Here is a 16,165-nt window from a genome sequence, read left to right as displayed (position 1 = left end):
CACCGCGCGCGCCACCCGCTGCTGGAAGCGCGGGTCGATCAGGCGCTGCTCTTCCTCCGGGTTGGAGAGGAACGCGGTCTCCACCAGCATCGCCGGCATGTCGGAGGTGCGCAGCACGGCGAAGTTCGCGCGCTCGATGTGCGGCTTGTGGTTGTTGCCGATCCGCTTGAGACCGGCGAGCACGTGCTGCCCGGCGTCCTCCGACGCCTTCATCTGCCCGCTCTGGGTCAGGTCCAGCAGCACCGAGGCCAGGGTGTCGTCGGCTTCCTGCAGGCGCACGCCGCCGATCAGGTCGGCCGCGTTCTCCTTGTCGGCCAGCCAGCGCGCGCGCTGCGAGGAGGCGCCGCGCAGCGACAGCACGTAGACCGAGGACCCTTGCGCGTTGCGGTTGGGCGCGGCATCGGCGTGGATCGAGATGAACATGTCCGCGCCGGCCTGCCGTGCCAGCCGGGTGCGCTGGTGCAGGGGAATGAACACGTCGCGGTCGCGGGTGAGATAGGCGCGCAGGCCGGGCGTCTCGTTGACCTGCCGCGCCAGCTCGCGGGCGATGGCCAGGGTGATGTCCTTCTCGCGGCGACCGGTCGGGCCGACCGCGCCCGGGTCCTGGCCGCCGTGGCCGGCATCGATGGCGATGACCAGTTCGCGGGTGCCGGCGGCGGCCGGGGCCGGCGTGCGGGCGGGCGCGGCGGCGTCGCGGCGCGCCGCGGGCGCCTGCCCCTGCGCCTGCGCGGACTGCGCCGGCGGCGCGGGGGTCGGTGCCGGCGCGGCGGACGGCGGCGGAGCGGCCGGGGCCGCCGGCGCGCGGGCGGCGGCGATCTCGGAGATGAGCCGCGAGGTCGCGGCGCTGGAGGCGGCCGGATCGAGCGCGGGCGCTGTCGTCGCGGCCGTGGCCGGCTCGGCTGCGGGGCGGCGGGCGGCGAGTTCTGCGACCAGCCGCTCGGTCGCCTCGCGCGAGGCCGCGACCGGATCGACGGCCGGCGTCCCGGCGGCCTGCGCCTGCGGCCCGGCCTGCTGCGCCGCGGCCTGCGCGGGCGCGGTGGCGACCGGCGCGGGCTCGCCCGGCGCATCGCCCGGCCACTCCACCACCAGGCTCACGCCGCCGGCCGCGGGTTCGAAGCGCGGCTTCAGCGCCACCACCGGCGCGTGCAGGTCGAAGACGATGCGGGTCGTGCCGGGCTCGGGCTTGCCGCTGCGCACGGCCTTGACCAGCCCCGCCGGCGCCGGCAACGCCAGCGCGCGGCCCAGATCGGTGCCCGGCAGGTCCACGACCAGGCGGTGCGGGTCGGCCAGCGAGATCACCCGGTATTCGACCTCGGCCGGCAGGCTCAGCTCGGCGCGGGTCCCGGTGGCGCCGGCGGCCAGGCGCACCTGGTTCAGCTCGGCGGCCTGGGCGGCGTTCCACAGCAGCGCCCAGACCAGCCCGGCCGCGAGGGCCAGCCCCAACACGATTTCCTGGATTCGGGTGCCCCGGGCGCGCATGGCCGGTAGTCAAGCACCAGCCAGGAATGTTTGCAAGATGTTTTCCCTTGGAAATCCGGCACCTGCCGGCGCTTCCTGCGGCTTCGGTTCAGGAAAGCCCCTCAACTTCACTCAGCCTGCACGCCGCCAGCCATGCCCGGCCCCGCGCCGAACGCGGCGTCAGCGCCGCCGCCCGGCCGGTTCCGGCCAGCGCCAGCGCGACCTCCAGATCGGCCGGCGGCAACGCGCCGGCCCCGCGTTGCGGCCACTCCACCAACCATAGCGCGGCGGCCGCATCGTCCAGCCCGAGGTATTCCAGTTCGCCGGGATCGCCGATCCGGTACAGATCCAGGTGCAGCGCCTCGCCCCCCGCGCCCAGGGGGTAGCGCTCGACCAGGGTGTAGGTCGGGCTGCGCACGGTGCCGGTCACGCCGAGCCGACGCAGCCAGGCGCGCGCCAGGGTGGACTTGCCGGCGCCGAGGTCGCCGTGCAGGTACACCACCGCGCCGGGCGGCTGGGCATCGGCCAGCGCCGCGGCGAGGCGTTCGGTCGCGGCGGCATCGGCGAGCTGCAGGGAGGCGTTCATGGATTGGCCCGGCGCCGCAGGTGCGGCAGCAGGTCGGCCGGCAGCAGCCCGCGCTCGCCGCCCTCGCCAGCCGCGTCGTCGCCGGCGCAGGCGTGCAGCAGCGCGGCGGTGCAGGCGCCCTCGAACGGCGCCGCGCCCTGCGCGCGCAGCGCGGCGACGCAGCCGGTCAGCAGATCGCCCATGCCGCCGACCGCCATGCCGGGATTGCCGGCCGCGATCACCCGCGACAGCTCGCCCGGCGCCGCGACCACCGTGCCCGCACCCTTCAGCACGGCGACGCAGCCGTAGCGCCGCGCGAGCGCCGCGGCGGCGGCGTAGCGGTCGCGCTGGATCTCGCGCGTGCCGGTGCCGAGCAGGCGCGCGGCCTCGCCCGGATGCGGGGTGAGGACGGTCTCCGGCGGCAGCGCGTCGCCGCGCCGCGCCAGCAGGTTCAGCGCGTCGGCGTCGAGCACCAGCGCGCGGCCGCAGGCCAGCGCCTGCGCGTACAGCGCCTCGCCCCAGGCGCCGGTGCCCAGCCCGGGGCCGAGCGCGACGACATCGGCGCGCTCGAGCAGACCGTCGAAGCCCGCGCCCGCCTCCGCCGCCTGCGCCATCGCCTCCGGCCGCCGCGCCAGCAGCGCGGGCACGTGCTCGGCGCGCGTCGCCGCGGTGACCAGGCCGGCGCCGCTGCGCAACGCGGCTTCGGCGGCCAGCAGCACGGCGCCGCCCTTGCCGTGGTCGCCGCCCACGCACAGCACGTGACCGGCGGCGCCCTTGTGGCTGTCGCGCGCGCGCGGCCGCAGCCGCGCGGCCAGATCGCCCGCCGACAGCCGCCGCGCCAGGGGGCGCGCGCGCCGAAGCAGCGCCGGCGCGGTGCCGAGGGTATCGAGGTGCAGGCGGCCGACATGGTCGAGCGCGGCGCCGGTGTACAGGCCCGCATGCGGCGCGAGGAACTGCAGCGTGCGCGTGGCGCGGATCGCCGCGCCCGGCACCGCGCCGCTTTCGGCATCGACGCCGCTGGGCGCGTCCAGCGCGAGCGCGTCGGCGCCGCAGGCGTTCGCCGCCTCGATCAGCGCGGCGGCATCGCCTGCGGGCGCACGGTCCAGGCCGATGCCGAACAGCGCGTCGACCAGCAGGTCGGCCGGCGGGAGCACGGCGGTTGCGGTCGCCTCGACCTGTCCGCCGGCCGCCTCGAACGCCGCGGCGGCGCGCTGCGCGGCGGCGGTGCGCGGCGCATGTCCGGGCAGATGCAATGCGCGCACCTCGCACCCGGCCGCCAGCGCGTGCCGCGCGAACACGTAGCCGTCGCCGCCGTTGTTGCCGGGGCCGCACAGCACCAGCAGCCGTCGCGCCCGCGGCCAGGCCCGCTCGGCCAGCCGCCAGGCGGATTCGCCCGCGCGCGCCATCAGCGCGTCGTCGTCGCCCGCCTGCGCGATCGCCTCGGCCTCGAGCGCGCGCAGCGCGGCATGACCGTACAGGTCGTCGGACGCGCGGGCGGACGAAGCGCTCATGGCGCGGATTCTATACTTCGCCGGTGAACCCGCCCGCGCCCGACCACGACCTCGCAGAGCTCGCCGAGCGCATCCGCGCGCTCGCGCGCGAGGCCGGCTTCCAGCGCGTGGGCATCGCCGACATCGAGCTGGGCGAGGACGAAGCGCACCTCGCCTCGTGGCTGGCCGAAGGCCTCTACGGCACCATGGACTGGATGGCCCGCCACGGCACCCTGCGCGCGCGGCCGGCCGAGCTGGTGCCCGGCACGGTGCGCGCGATCTCGGTCGGCCTGGACTACGGCCGCGGCGACCACGAGGAAAGCTGGCGCACACTCGCCGACGGCCGCCGCGCCTACGTCGCGCGCTACGCGCTGGGCCGCGACTACCACAAGCTGATGCGCCGCCGCCTGCAGGCGCTGGCCGACCGCATCGCCGAGTCCATCGGCCCGTTCGGCTACCGCGTGTTCGTGGACTCCGCGCCGGTGCTCGAGCGCGCGCTGGCTCGCAACGCCGGCCTGGGCTGGATCGGCAAGCACACCTGCCTGATCGACCGCAACGGCGGCTCCTGGTTCTTCCTCGGCGAGATCTATGTGGACCTGCCGCTGCCGGTGGACCCGCCGGCCAGCGCGCACTGCGGCACCTGCCGGCGCTGCATCGACATCTGCCCGACCGACGCCATCGTCGCGCCCTACCGCCTGGACGCGCGCCGCTGCATCAGCTACCTGACCATCGAGCACGAGGGCGCGATCCCCGAGGCGCTGCGCCCGGCGATCGGCAACCGCATCTTCGGCTGCGACGACTGCCAGCTGGTGTGCCCGTGGAACAAGTTCGCGCGGCGCACCGACGAGCCCGACTTCCGCGCCCGCAACGACCTCGACCGTGCCGGGCTGGCCGAGCTGTTCGCCTGGAGCGAGGAGGAGTTCCTGCGCCGCACGGAGGGCTCGCCGATCCGCCGCAGCGGCCACCGCCGCTGGCTGCGCAACATCGCCGTGGCGCTGGGCAATGCGCCGACCACGGCGGAAACCGTGGGCGCGCTGCGCGCGCGACGCGATTCCGGCGACGCGCTGGTCGACGAGCACGTGGAATGGGCGCTGGCGCGCCACACCGGCGCGGCGTCGCCCTGAGCGCGCGCGGGCCGGCCGGCGCCGGCTTCGTTACGGTGCGGCGCGGCGGCGCGCGGCGATCTCGGCCAGCAGCGCGCGGGTGACCGGATCCTCGACGCGGGCCGGCTCGCCCTTCACCGCCGGCAGCAGCTCGCCGGCGATGCGCTTGCCCAGCTCCACGCCCCACTGGTCGAACGCGTTGATGCCCCACAGCACCGACTGCGCGTAGACGCTGTGCTCGTACAGCGCGATCAGCGCGCCCAGCGCGCGCGGAACGAGCGCGTCGAGCAGCAGCAGGGTCGAGGGCCGGTTGCCGGGATAGCGCTTCTGCGGATCGTCGGCGCCGTGGCCGTTGGCCAGGGCCTCGGTCTGCGCCAGCAGGTTGGACAGCAGCGCGGCGTGGTTCTCGGCATAGCCGTGGTGCGGCGTCACCACGCCGATGAAATCGGCCGGCACCGTCTGCGTGCCCTGGTGCAGGGCCTGGAAGAAACTGTGCTGCGAATTGGTGCCGGCGCCGCCCCACAGCACCGGCACGGTCTGCACGCCGACCGCCTCGCCGCCGGGCGTCACCGACTTGCCGAGGCTCTCCATGACCAGCTGCTGCAGGTAGGCCGGCAGCAGCGCCAGGCGCTCGTCGTAGGGCAGCACCGCGTGCGTGGGCAGGTCGAGCGCGTTGCGGTTCCATACCGCGGCCAGCGCGTGCAGCACCGGCAGGTTGGCCTGCAGCGGCGCCTCCAGCACGTGCGCGTCCATCTCCGCGGCGCCGGCCAGCAGCGCCTCGAAGCCCTCCATGCCGATCGCCAGCGCGATCGACAGCCCCACCGCCGACCACAGCGAATAGCGCCCGCCGACCCAGTCCCACATCGGCAGCACGCGCTCGGGCGCCACGCCGAAGGCCTCGGCCTTGGGCACGTTGGCGCTGACCGCGTACAGGCGCTCGCCGCCGCCCAGCCAGTCGAACAGGATGCGGCCGTTGAGCAGGGTCTCCTGGGTGCCGAAGCTCTTGGAGACCAGGATCGCGGCGGTCTTCGCCGGGTCCAGCCCGCGCAGTGTGTGCTGGGCGTCGCTGCCGTCGACGTTGGTGAGGAAATGCACGCGGAAGCGGCCGGTATGCGCGTCCTTCAGCGCATCGACCACCAGCCGCGGGCCGAGGTCGGAGCCGCCGATGCCGACGTTGACGACGTCGGTGACGTCCGAGTCGGCCAGCGCGGCGACGATCGCGGCCATGCGCGCGCGCGCGTCCAGCGCCTGCGCGTGGGCCTCGCGCGCGGTCGCGCCGGCGCCCAGGTCGGATCGCAGCGCCACGTGCAACGCCGGACGGCCTTCCGAGGCGTTGACCCGCTCGCCGTCGAACAGCGCCCGCAGCGCGGCCGGCAGCCCCGCCTCCGCGCCGAGCGCGAGCAGCGCGCGCAGCGCCTCGGCGTCGATGCGCTGGCGGGCGAAGTTGGCGTACAGCGGCCCCACCCGCAGCGACATCGCAGCGGCGCGGTCGGGGGCGCCGGCCACGAGCTCGGCGATGCGGGTATCGGCGAGGCGCCGCGCGTGCGGCGCCAGCGAGGCCTGCAGGCGCTGCGCCGCGGCGGCCATCAGGCGGCCTGCGCCGGGATGGAATCGTTGGTATGCGTCGGCCGGTTCTGCCGGTCCACGTACACCAGCGTCGGCTTGAACCGCGCCGCCTCGGCCTCGTCGCAGGCGCCGTAGGCGCAGATGATGACCAGGTCGCCGGGTTGCGCCTTGTGCGCGGCGGCGCCGTTGACGGAGATCACCCCGCTGCCCTCTTCGGCGCGAATCGCGTAGGTCGCGAAGCGCTCGCCGTTGTTGATGTTGTAGATCTCCACGCGCTCGTACTCGCGGATGCCCGACAGGTCGAGCAGGCGGCCGTCGATGGCGCAGGAGCCTTCGTAGTGCAGCTCGGCGTGGGTGACGGTGGCGCGGTGGATCTTGGCTTTGAGCAGGGTCAGTTGCATGGCGTCGGCCCGCAGCGAGCGGGTGGGTGATGCGGGATTTCCGCAGAAGCCGCCAGTATAGACCCCGCACCGCAACAAGGGGTCCGCGCGGTTCAGGCGCCGCTGTCCCCGGTGAAACCGGCTTCCCGCGCCGGCGCGCGTTCAGCCCGGACCGAGCTCGAACTCCAGGTTGTCGATCAGCCGTGTGCGGCCGATCCGCGCGGCCAGCAGCGCGACCCGCTCGCCGCGGTCGCCGTCGGCGGGCGCCTGCAGGGACGGCGTGCGCACCACCGCGTAGTCGACCTCGAAGCCGGCCGCCTCCAGCGTGCGCGCGGCGTCGGCCTCCACCGCCTCGCGCGCGAGCCCGGCACGCAGGCCGTCGCGCATGGCCTGCAGCGTGGCGTACAGCCGCGGCGCGACGCGGCGCTCGTGCGCGGCCAGATACTGGTTGCGCGAGCTGAGCGCGAGCCCGTCGGCGTCGCGCACGATCGCGCCGGCCAGCAGCTCCAGCGGGAACGCCAGGTCGCGCACCAGGTGCCGGATCACCGCCAGTTGCTGGTAGTCCTTGCGCCCGAACGCGGCGACGTCCGGCTGCACCTGCAGGAACAGCCGCGAGACCACCGTCGCCACGCCGTCGAAATGGCCCGGCCGCCGCGCGCCCTCCAGCACCTCGGTCACCCCCGGCACGTGCATGCGCACCGCCGCCTCGGGGCCGAACGGGTACATGGTCGCCACCGTCGGCGCCCACATCAGGTCGCAGCCGGCTTCGGCCAGGCCCGCGGCGTCGGCCTCGGGCGTGCGCGGGTAGCGGTCGAAGTCCTCGTGCGGGCCGAACTGGGTCGGGTTGACGAAGACGCTGGCCACCACGCGATCGGCGTAGCCGCGCGCCAGCCGCACCAGCGAATGGTGGCCGGCGTGCAGGTTGCCCATCGTCGGCACCAGGCCGATGCGCAGGCCCTCGCGTTTCCAGCCGGCGATGCGCGCGCGCAGGACGTCGAGGTCGTGGACGATGTCGATCATGGCAACGGCGCGCGGGCGAAAGACGCGATTCTGGCAGATCGCCGCCTACAGGTACGAATGCTCGGCGGCGGGAAAGCTGCCGTCGCGCACGGCGGCGACGTAGGCGCGCACCGCGCCGGCGACCGAACCGCCCTCGGCCAGGAAATCCTTGACGAAGCGCGGGCGCCGGTGGCCGCTGTCGAGCCCGAGCATGTCGTGCAGCACCAGCACCTGGCCGTCGCAGTGCGGGCCGGCGCCGATACCGATGGTCGGCACCGGGCTGGCGGCGGTGATCTCGGCCGCCAGCGCCGCCGGCACGCCTTCCAGCACGATCAGCGCGGCGCCCGCCTCGGCCACCGCCAGCGCGTCCTCGCGCAGGCGCGCGGCGGCCGCGGCCTCGCGGCCCTGCACCTTGAAGCCGCCCATGCGCAGCACCGATTGCGGGGTCAGCCCGAGGTGCGAGCAGACCGGGATCTCGCGCTCGGCGAGGAAGCGCACGACCTCGAGCTTGGGCCCGGCGCCCTCGAGCTTGGCCATCGCCGCGCCGGCCTGCAGCAGGCGGGTGGCGGCGTCGAGCGCGCGCTCGGGGGTGGCATCGGCCTGGAACGGCAGGTCGCTCACCAGCAACGCGCGGCGGATGCCGCGGGCCACGCAGGCGGTGTGGTAGACCATGTCGTCGACGGTGACCGGCAGCGTGGAGCCGTGGCCCTGCACCACCATGCCCAGCGAGTCGCCGACCAGCAGCAGGTCGACGCCGTTGGCGTCGCAGGTGCGCGCGAAGCCGGCGCCGTAGGCGGTGAGCATCGCCAGGCGGCGCCCTTCGGCGCGCGCGACGGCGAGATCGGGAACGGTCAGCGGGCGGTCGGAGGCGGTCATGCGCGCAAGTGTAGAGCGTGTCGCGCGCCTTGCGGGCGCTTCAGCGCGGCGCGAGCGGCACGATGCCGGCCCGCGGCAGCGCGCGCAGGGCCTGCGCGGCGGCGCCGATGCCGGGGATCTCCGCCTCCGGCCACACGTCGAGCAGCGGCACCAGCGCGAAGGCGCGCTGGTGCAGGTGCGGATGCGGCAGGCGCAGGCCGGGCAGGTCCAGGACCCGATCGGCGTAGAGCAGCAGGTCCAGGTCGAGCGCGCGCGGGCCCCAGCGGTCGCGGCCATCGGCGGCGCGCACGCGGCCCTGCGCGGCCTCGATCGCCAGCAGCGCCTGCAGCAGCGCCTGCGGCGCCAGCGCGGTGCGCACGCGCGCGGCGGCGTTGACGAAATCGGGCTGGTCCTCCATGCCCCAGGCGGGCGTGCGGTACAGCGGCGAGGCGGCGACCAGCTCGGTCGCGGGCAGCGCGGCCAGCGCCGCGAACGCGGCGCGCACGGTCGCGGCGGCATCGCCCAGGTTGGCGCCCAGGCCGATCGCGGCGTCGCAGCGCGCCCGCCCGCTCACCCCTCGACGGCGCCGGCGCGGGCGGGACGTCGCCGGCGACGGCGCCGGCGCGCGGGGCCTTCCTCGCCGTTGCCGGCGTCCTCGGCGGCGCCCGCCTGCACCGCCAGCGCGTGATCGGGATCGTGCTGGGCCTCGCGCCAGAACGCCACGTCCTCCGCATGGCTGCCGGAGGCGGCTTCGCGCAGCAGCAGGAAGTCGAACGCCGCGCGGAAGCGCGGGTGCGAGAGCGTGCGCACCACGCGCTTGCGCTGGCGCAGCGGGAAGCGCGTCTGCAGCAGCCAGATTTCCTGCATCGGCAACGAGAAGCGGCGCGGCAGGGCGATGGTCGCGAGCTGGTGCAGGGTGACCCGGTCGGCGGCGCGGCGCTGCGCCTCGGCGGCATTGGCGCCGGCGGCCTGCAGGCCGATCAGCGCGTGGCAGTAGGCCGGCCACAGCAGCAGCGCGAACAGGAACGCCGGCGAGACCGGCTCGTCGGCCGCGACCCGCGCGTCGGTGTTGCGCAGCCCTTCCAGCACCACCCGGCGCAGCGCGCCGCTGCGGTTGCTGGCCATCGCCGCCGCGCTCTCCGGGAACAGGATCGGCAGCAGCCCGTGCGCCTCCAGGCCCAGGAAGCTGGCCTCCCCGTGTCCGGACAAAAACAGCTTCAGGCATTCCTCGAATAGCCGCGCCGGCGCGGCCTCGCGCAGCAGCGGCGCCAGCAGCGGGATCGGCGCGGCGGTCGCGGCATCGATGGAGAAGCCGAGCTTGGCGGCCAGCCGGACCGCGCGCAGCATCCGCACCGGATCCTCGCGGTAGCGCTGCTCGGGATCGCCGATCAGCTTCAGCACGCGGTTGCGCACGTCCTCGAAGCCGCCCACGTAGTCGCGCACCGAGAAGTCCTCGATCGCGTAATACAACGCATTGGCGGTGAAGTCGCGGCGGACCGCGTCCTCTTCGATGGTGCCGTAGACGTTGTCGCGCAGCAGGCGGCCGCCTTCGTGGGTCTCGCGATCGCCGCTGCCGTCGTCGGCGTTGGAGCGGAAGGTCGCGACCTCGACGATCTCGCGGCCGAACACCACGTGCGCGAGGCGGAAGCGGCGGCCGATCAGGCGGCAATTGCGGAACAACGCCTTGACCTGCTCGGGCGTGGCGTCGGTGGCGACATCGAAGTCCTTGGGCTGCCGGCCGATCAGCAGGTCGCGCACGGCGCCGCCGACGAGAAAGGCGCCGTGGCCCGCCTCGTGCAGCCGGTAGAGCACGCGCAGCGCGCCGGGGCTGATGGACTTGCGGGAGATCGGGTGCTGGTCGCGCGGAATGGCGTGCGGGGCGCCGGCGAGAAGAGGTTGGGGCGTCGGGGTCATCGACTCTGGTTCTGGGACGGAAGGCGGCGGAAGAAATTTCCCGCCGATGGGCGCGGTAGGGATTCCACCGGCCCGATGGGCTGCTATACTAGCAAGCTGCACGGCCGATCCGGTCCGCGCAGGCCGGTCGTCCAGCCGGTGGCCCTCGGGCCGATCCCCGCTCCCTTCGTCTAGAGGCCTAGGACGTGGCCCTCTCAAGGCTAAAACACGGGTTCGAATCCCGTAGGGAGCGCCATCTACCCGGCCCGCACAGCGCGCCGCCGAAAGAACCCGGCCCCGGCCGGGTTCTTTCGTTTCGCGCCCTCGCCGTGAAGCGGATGCGAATCGCTCGCACCCCACGCGCAACGGCTGATTTAAACTTGCAGGCTGCACGCAGCCCGCGCCGGCCCCCGAGGACCCCATGCCCTTCGTCGTCACCGAGAACTGCATCAAGTGCAAGTACACCGACTGCGTCGAGGTGTGCCCGGTCGACTGTTTCCACGAAGGCCCGAACTTCCTGGTGATCGATCCCGACGAGTGCATCGACTGCACCCTGTGCGAGCCCGAGTGCCCGATCAACGCGATCTACCCCGAGGACGACGTGCCCGCGGGCCAGGAACACTACGTGGCGCTGAACGCCGAGCTGGCGCGCGAGTGGCCGGTCATCACCACCCGCAAGGATCCGCTGCCCGACGCCAAGGAGTGGGAGGGCAAGCCGAACAAGCTGCCGCTGCTGGAGCGGTAGGCGCGCGCGCATTCGCGCGCGATCGATGTCTTCATCCGCAACGAGAACGGGCGCCCCGGGGCGCCCGTTTCGCATCGTGCGTGGCCGCGGCCTCAGCCGCCCAGGCGCGTGCGCAGCTCGGCGATCAGCTGCTCCGGCGGACCGCCCGCGGCGGGCAGGCCGCGCGGATCGACCGCCGAAACGTAGACGCCGTCGCCGGCTTCCGACACCCGGACCAGGAAGCTCGCGTCCTGGTAGGAAACGTCGTAGCTGCCCAGCAGCTGCGCGCTGCTGGCGATGGTGACGCCCTCGATGGCGTTCAGGGCCTCGCCCACGCGGGCGAACACCTGGTCGCGCTCGCCGGCGACGCTGAAGCCGGCGGCGCTGGCGGCCGGCGCGCGCTGGGCGCCCAGCTGCGAACGCGACACCGACTGCGGCGCCTCGGGCAGCGCCATGGCGCCGTCGGTGCGCGGGCGATCGAGGTCGGGCGGCACTTCCAGCGGGCGGGCCTCGGGGCTTTCGGCGTACAGCGCGTTCTCCTTGCGGAACCAGCGGCAGCCGGAAGCGCCCAGCACCGCGATGGCCAGCATGACGAGGACGGCGGTGCGGACGCGGGGATGGGAACGGGGCATCGGGATCTCCTGAGTCAGGCGGCGAGTGTATCGCGGCTGGCACGCTCGAGCGTCTCCGCCAGCGCCAGCGCGCGATCGGCCGCGGCGGCATGTTCGGGCGACAGCGCGGTCAGCGGCAGGCGCAGGCCGTGGCCGAGGCCGCGACGGGCCAGCAGCGCCTTGACCGGGATCGGGTTGGGCTCCACCGAGGCGAAGGCGTACAGCGGCTGCAGCTGCGCATCCAGCGCGCCGGCGGCGTCCGCGTCGCCGGCGGCGGCCAGCGCGTGCAGCCGCCGGAAGCTGGCGGGCACGACGTTGGAGACCACCGAGATCACGCCGTCGGCGCCGGCGAGCATCGCGCGCGCGGCGGTCGGGTCGTCGCCGCTGAGCACCGCGAAGTCCTCGCCTCGCAGCGGCAGCAGCGCCTGCATCCGCTCCGGCTCGCTGCGCGCCTCCTTGATGCCGACGATGCGCGGGTGCGCGGCGAGTTCGGCCGCGGTTTCCGGCAGCAGGTCGCAGCCGGTGCGCGGCGGCACGTTGTAGAGCACCAGCGGCAGCGCGCCGTCGTCGGCGATCGCGCGGAAGTGCGCGAGCAGCCCGGCCTGCGTCGGCCGCACGTAGGGCGGCGTGACCACCAGCGCGGCATCGGCGCCGAGCGCGGCGGCGCGCCGGGTCTGCTCGATGGTGCGCGCGGTGTTGGAACCGCCGGTACCGGCGAGCACCGGCACCCGGCCGGCGACCAGTTGCACCGCGGTGCGCAGCAGCAGGTCGAATTCCGGGTCGTAGAGCGCGGCCGCCTCGCCGGTGGAACCGGCCACGACCAGCGCCGAGGTGCCGGCCTCGAGCTGCCACTGGAGCAACCGCTTCCAGGCGTCGAGATCGAGCTCGCCGGCCGCGCTGAACGGGGTGGCGAGAGCGGTGATGCTGCCAGAGAGTCGCAAGATGCCGGTTCCGGGGCTTGGGGCGCGGGGATCGCGCATTCGGCGGCACAGCGCCGCCTGGCGCGCGGACGGCGGCGCCGGAGCGCCGCGGGGCCACGAATGTTACTTGCGGCTCGGAAGCAGCGGCAAGTATGCTGGCGGCCGGCATCCGGCCCCCGCCGGCCTGCCGTTCAGACCCGACTGCCGCGGACGCCGCCTTGACCGATCCAGACCCCGCTTCCCGGCCTGCGCCGAACGAAAACCACCTGCTGATCAACGCCTATACGACGCATCCGCACTCCCCGCTGCTGGCGGTGAGCCGGCGGATCGCCGACAGCGGCTGCAACCTGGTCGACGCGCGCCTGTCCACCGTGGGCCGCGACGTCTCGGTGACCGCGCTGGCGACCGGCTCCTGGGACGCGGTGGCCAAGCTGGAGGCGATGCTGTCGCGGCTGGACCGCGAGGAAGGACTGAAGCTGATCTGGTACCGCACCGGTCCCAAGCCGCTGCAGTCCAACCTGCTGCCCTACGTGGTCGAGGTGGTGGCCGCGGACAAGCCCGGCATCCTGTTCCAGCTCGCCGATTTCTTCGACCGCCAGGGCATCACCATCGAGAGCCTGCATTCCTCGCGCTACCGCGCGATGCAGACCGGCGCGGACATGTTCTCCGCGCAGGTCACCATCGGGGTGCCCGCGGACATGCACATCGCCGCGCTGCGCGACGATTTCCTCGAGTTCTGCGACCACCTGAACCTCGACGCCATCATGGACCCGATGAAGTTCTGAGCGCGCGGATGAACGAAGGCGACACGATCGACCGCACCGTCCTGGCGCTGCCGCTGCAGCTGTCCGGCGGCGCGCGGGCCACGCTCGGCGACTACGCCGGCCGCTGGCTGGCGCTGTACTTCTATCCCAAGGATTCGACCCCGGGCTGCACCACCGAGGGACTGGACTTCGACGCCCTGCTGCCGGCGTTCGAGGCCGAGGACGCGGCGGTGCTGGGCGTCTCGCGCGATTCGGTGAAGTCGCACGACAACTTCCGCGCCAAGCAGGGCTTCCGCTTCCCGCTGGTCAGCGATGCGGACGAGACGCTGTGCCGCGCCTTCGACGTGATCCGCGAGAAGAACATGTACGGCCGCAAGGTGCTGGGCGTGGAGCGCAGCACCTTCCTGATCGACCCCGAGGGACGGATCGCGCGGGCCTGGCGCAAGGTGCGCGTGCCCGGCCATGCGCAGGCCGTCCTGGATGCCCTGAAGGCGGCTCGCGCCCGGTGAGCCCCGCCCCCGCAACGCGTACGCGCCGCCCCGCCCCGCGGGCCGCGGCGGACTGCGGCTGCGCGCGCCCCACCCCCACCCCACACGGACCGGCACCGGCAAGACCCTGCTGGCGCTGGCGGCCGGACTGGCGCAGACGATGGACCAGCAGCGCTACCGCGAGATCATCATGACCCGCGCCACCGTCAGCGTCGGCGAGGACATCGGCTTCCTGCCCGGCACCGAGGAGGAGAAGATGACCCCGTGGATGGGCGCGCTCACCGACAACCTCGAGGTGCTGACCCACAACCAGGAAGGCGGCGCCTGGGGCCGCGCGGCCACCAACGACCTGCTCGCCAGCCGGATCAAGATCCGCTCGCTCAACTTCATGCGCGGGCGCACCTTCCTCAGCCGCTGGCTGATCCTGGACGAGGCGCAGAACCTGACCCCGAAGCAGATGAAGACGCTGATCACCCGCGCCGGTCCGGGCACCAAGATCGTCTGCCTGGGCAACGTCGAACAGATCGACACGCCCTACCTCACCGAGACCACCTCCGGCCTGACCTACGCGGTCGACCGCTTCAAGGGCTGGGCGCACAGCGCCCACGTCACCCTGCGCCGCGGCGAGCGCTCGCGGCTGGCCGACTACGCGTCCGAGGTGCTCTGAAGGCCCGGAGCGCTCCCGCCGCCGCGCTCAGAGCGACTTGCTGTCCTGGAGACGGCGGATGCGCTCGGGCGGGGCGAAGGAATCGCTGCGCGCGTCGGGCCAGAAGGCGCGGAACACCGCGTGGTGCGGTTCGCCGTGCAGCAGCTCGCCGGGCTCCAGGAAGCGATACAGCGCCGCCAGCGAGCGGATCTCGGTCGGCGACACCCGCCGCAGGATGTGCTCGGGGCCGATCTGCGAGGGATGGGTGAGCCCGGCGGCGGCGATCAGATCGCGCAGCGCGCGCAGGGTGTTGTCGTGGAAGTTGCGCACGCGCGCGGCCTTGTCGGCCACGTCCAGGTGCCGCCAGCGCGACGGGTCCTGCGTCGCCACGCCGGTCGGGCAGCGGTCGTTGTGGCAGCTCTGCGCCTGGATGCAGCCCAGCGCGAACATGAAGCCGCGCCCCGAGTTGCACCAGTCCGCGCCCATCGCCATGGCCCGGGCGATGTCGAAGGCGCTGGTGATGCGCCCGGCCGCGCCGATGCGGATGCGCTCGCGCAGGCCGATGCCGACCAGCGTGTTGTGCACCAGCATCAGCGCCTCGTGCATGGGCAGGCCGACGTGGTCGATGAACTCCGCCGGCGCCGCGCCGGTACCGCCCTCGGCGCCGTCGACGACGATGAAATCCGGGACCATGCCCGTCTCCAGCATCGCCCGCGCGATCCCGAACCATTCCCACGGATGGCCGATGGCGAGCTTGAAGCCGGTCGGCTTGCCGCCCGACAGCTCGCGCAACCGGGCGATGAAGTCGAGCAGTTCCTTCGGCGTGGAGAACGCCGAATGGCCGGCCGGCGAGATGCAGTCCACGCCCTCCAGCACGCCGCGCGCCTCGGCGATCTCCGCCGTCACCTTGGCCCCGGGCAGCAGCCCGCCCTTGCCGGGCTTGGCGCCCTGCGAGAGCTTCAGCTCGATCATCCGCACCTGCGGGTCGGCGGCGTTGTCGGCGAAGCGGCCGGGATCGAACAGGCCGGACGCGTTGCGGCAACCGAAGTAACCGGAGCCGATCTCCCAGACCAGGTCGCCGCCGTGCTCGCGGTGATAGCGCGAGATCGAGCCCTCCCCGGTGTCGTGATAGAAGCCGCCGGCCTTGGCGCCGGCGTTGAGCGCCAGGATCGCGTTGGCCGACAGCGAGCCGAAGCTCATCGCCGAGATGTTGAAGACGCTGGCCGAATACGGCTGCGCGCAGCCGGCGCCGATGTCGATGCGGAAGTCGTGCCCCTCCAGGTGCAACGGACGCATCGAATGGTTGATCCATTCGTAGTCCACCGCGTACACGCCCTGCTGCGAGCCGAACGGCCGCACGTCGCTGACCGACTTCGCGCGCTGGTAGACCAGCGCGCGCTGCTGGCGCGAGAACGGCACCTCGGCGGTATCGCCCTCTATGAAGTACTGCCGCATCTCCGGCCCGATCGACTCCAGGCCGTAGCGGAAGTGCGCCAGCAGCGGATAGTTGCGGCGCAGCGTGCTGCGCGTCTGCAGGCGATCGACGACACCGACGGCCGTCAGCGCCGCGCCCAGCCCGACGCCCCACCACCAGGCGGGCCAGACGAAGGCGAGCGGCAGGCTGACGAGCGTCAGCGCGATGGCGGCCCACCAGGCGAGATAGCGGCTGGCCCCGGACAGATGCGTGGACTGGCTCATGGTCG

At 73.9% G+C, this 16,165-nt stretch carries 15 protein-coding genes, 1 tRNA gene and 2 pseudogenes; 6 read left to right on the top strand and 12 right to left on the bottom strand.

Features of this window, described 5'->3' with window-relative positions; genetic code table 11:
* The 3 genes from Z164_RS0107825 to Z164_RS0107815 all read right to left on the bottom strand — a co-directional run.
* The coding region (locus Z164_RS0107825; RefSeq protein WP_024890150.1) for an N-acetylmuramoyl-L-alanine amidase at window positions 1-1,479 on the bottom strand (1,479 nt) is incomplete at its 3' end.
* 88 nt (window positions 1,480-1,567) lie between these two features.
* Window positions 1,568-2,044 carry a tRNA (adenosine(37)-N6)-threonylcarbamoyltransferase complex ATPase subunit type 1 TsaE gene (gene tsaE / locus Z164_RS0107820; RefSeq protein ID WP_024890149.1) on the bottom strand — a complete coding sequence of 159 codons (477 nt, stop codon included), beginning with the start codon at window positions 2,042-2,044 and terminating at the stop codon, window positions 1,568-1,570.
* Complete coding sequence (locus Z164_RS0107815) at window positions 2,041-3,534, bottom strand: bifunctional ADP-dependent NAD(P)H-hydrate dehydratase/NAD(P)H-hydrate epimerase (RefSeq protein ID WP_024890148.1); 1,494 nt, start codon at window positions 3,532-3,534, stop codon at window positions 2,041-2,043. The genes tsaE and Z164_RS0107815 overlap by 4 nt, the downstream gene beginning before the upstream one ends.
* Window positions 3,535-3,557: 23 nt before the next feature.
* Here Z164_RS0107815 and queG point away from each other — a divergent pair, with 23 nt between their 5' ends.
* Window positions 3,558-4,637, top strand: a complete 1,080-nt coding sequence (gene queG, locus Z164_RS0107810) for a tRNA epoxyqueuosine(34) reductase QueG (protein ID WP_024890147.1) — start codon at window positions 3,558-3,560, stop codon at window positions 4,635-4,637.
* Between the two features lie 30 nt (window positions 4,638-4,667).
* On the opposite strand, the gene pgi is transcribed toward queG, so the two are convergent.
* The 6 genes and pseudogenes from pgi to pcnB all read right to left on the bottom strand — a co-directional run.
* Window positions 4,668-6,203 (bottom strand): glucose-6-phosphate isomerase, encoded by a 1,536-nt coding sequence (pgi, locus tag Z164_RS0107805; RefSeq protein WP_024890146.1) that lies wholly within the window; start codon window positions 6,201-6,203, stop codon window positions 4,668-4,670.
* A complete protein-coding gene (panD, locus tag Z164_RS0107800) occupies window positions 6,203-6,583 on the bottom strand; it encodes an aspartate 1-decarboxylase (RefSeq protein WP_024890145.1) in 381 nt (126 codons plus the stop codon). Before panD ends, pgi begins: the two co-directional genes overlap by 1 nt.
* Window positions 6,584-6,724: 141 nt before the next feature.
* Window positions 6,725-7,582, bottom strand: coding sequence for a pantoate--beta-alanine ligase (gene panC / locus Z164_RS0107795; RefSeq protein ID WP_024890144.1), 858 nt, complete (start codon window positions 7,580-7,582; stop codon window positions 6,725-6,727).
* 45 nt (window positions 7,583-7,627) lie between these two features.
* On the bottom strand, window positions 7,628-8,437 hold the full coding sequence (gene panB, locus Z164_RS0107790; protein WP_024890143.1) for a 3-methyl-2-oxobutanoate hydroxymethyltransferase: 810 nt from the start codon (window positions 8,435-8,437) through the stop codon (window positions 7,628-7,630).
* 40 nt (window positions 8,438-8,477) lie between these two features.
* Complete coding sequence (folK, locus tag Z164_RS0107785; RefSeq protein WP_024890142.1) at window positions 8,478-8,990, bottom strand: 2-amino-4-hydroxy-6-hydroxymethyldihydropteridine diphosphokinase; 513 nt, start codon at window positions 8,988-8,990, stop codon at window positions 8,478-8,480.
* Window positions 8,987-10,285, bottom strand: a pseudogene (gene pcnB, locus Z164_RS0107780) (polynucleotide adenylyltransferase PcnB); the annotation flags it as partial. The gene folK and the pseudogene pcnB, both read right to left, overlap by 4 nt.
* A 204-nt stretch (window positions 10,286-10,489) precedes the next feature.
* Here pcnB and Z164_RS0107775 point away from each other — a divergent pair.
* Both Z164_RS0107775 and fdxA read left to right on the top strand, forming a co-directional pair.
* A tRNA-Glu gene (locus Z164_RS0107775) sits at window positions 10,490-10,565 on the top strand.
* Window positions 10,566-10,730: 165 nt separating this feature from the next.
* Window positions 10,731-11,054 (top strand): ferredoxin FdxA, encoded by a 324-nt coding sequence (gene fdxA, locus Z164_RS0107770; RefSeq protein ID WP_024890140.1) that lies wholly within the window; start codon window positions 10,731-10,733, stop codon window positions 11,052-11,054.
* A gap of 92 nt (window positions 11,055-11,146) precedes the next feature.
* Here the strand turns inward: fdxA and Z164_RS0107765 are convergent, their stop codons facing one another.
* Both Z164_RS0107765 and dapA read right to left on the bottom strand, forming a co-directional pair.
* A complete protein-coding gene (locus tag Z164_RS0107765) occupies window positions 11,147-11,665 on the bottom strand; it encodes a hypothetical protein (RefSeq protein WP_024890139.1) in 519 nt (172 codons plus the stop codon).
* A 14-nt stretch (window positions 11,666-11,679) separates the two neighbouring features.
* On the bottom strand, window positions 11,680-12,585 hold the full coding sequence (gene dapA / locus Z164_RS0107760) for a 4-hydroxy-tetrahydrodipicolinate synthase (RefSeq protein ID WP_024890138.1): 906 nt from the start codon (window positions 12,583-12,585) through the stop codon (window positions 11,680-11,682).
* A gap of 131 nt (window positions 12,586-12,716) precedes the next feature.
* Here dapA and Z164_RS0107755 point away from each other — a divergent pair, with 131 nt between their 5' ends.
* The 3 genes and pseudogenes from Z164_RS0107755 to Z164_RS0107745 form a co-directional block, all read left to right on the top strand.
* Window positions 12,717-13,349, top strand: a complete 633-nt coding sequence (locus tag Z164_RS0107755) for a glycine cleavage system transcriptional repressor (protein WP_152540884.1) — start codon at window positions 12,717-12,719, stop codon at window positions 13,347-13,349.
* Window positions 13,350-13,357: 8 nt separating this feature from the next.
* The gene (locus Z164_RS0107750) at window positions 13,358-13,837 is read left to right on the top strand and encodes a peroxiredoxin (RefSeq protein ID WP_024890136.1); all 480 of its coding nucleotides are present in this window, start codon (window positions 13,358-13,360) and stop codon (window positions 13,835-13,837) included.
* A gap of 91 nt (window positions 13,838-13,928) precedes the next feature.
* Window positions 13,929-14,483 (top strand): annotated as a pseudogene (locus tag Z164_RS0107745) (PhoH family protein); the annotation flags it as partial.
* A 27-nt stretch (window positions 14,484-14,510) separates the two neighbouring features.
* Here Z164_RS0107745 and Z164_RS0107740 read toward each other — a convergent pair.
* Entirely contained in the window at window positions 14,511-16,160 is a 1,650-nt protein-coding gene (locus Z164_RS0107740; protein WP_024890134.1) for an FMN-binding glutamate synthase family protein, read from the bottom strand.
* Between the last annotated feature and the right edge of the window lie 5 nt (window positions 16,161-16,165).

The sequence above is a fragment of the Luteimonas huabeiensis HB2 genome, assembly GCF_000559025.1.
Taxonomy (GTDB): Bacteria; Pseudomonadota; Gammaproteobacteria; order Xanthomonadales; family Xanthomonadaceae; genus Luteimonas; species Luteimonas huabeiensis.
Note: the sequence above shows the minus strand (reverse complement) of the source record. Positions and strands in the feature narration are given on the sequence as shown.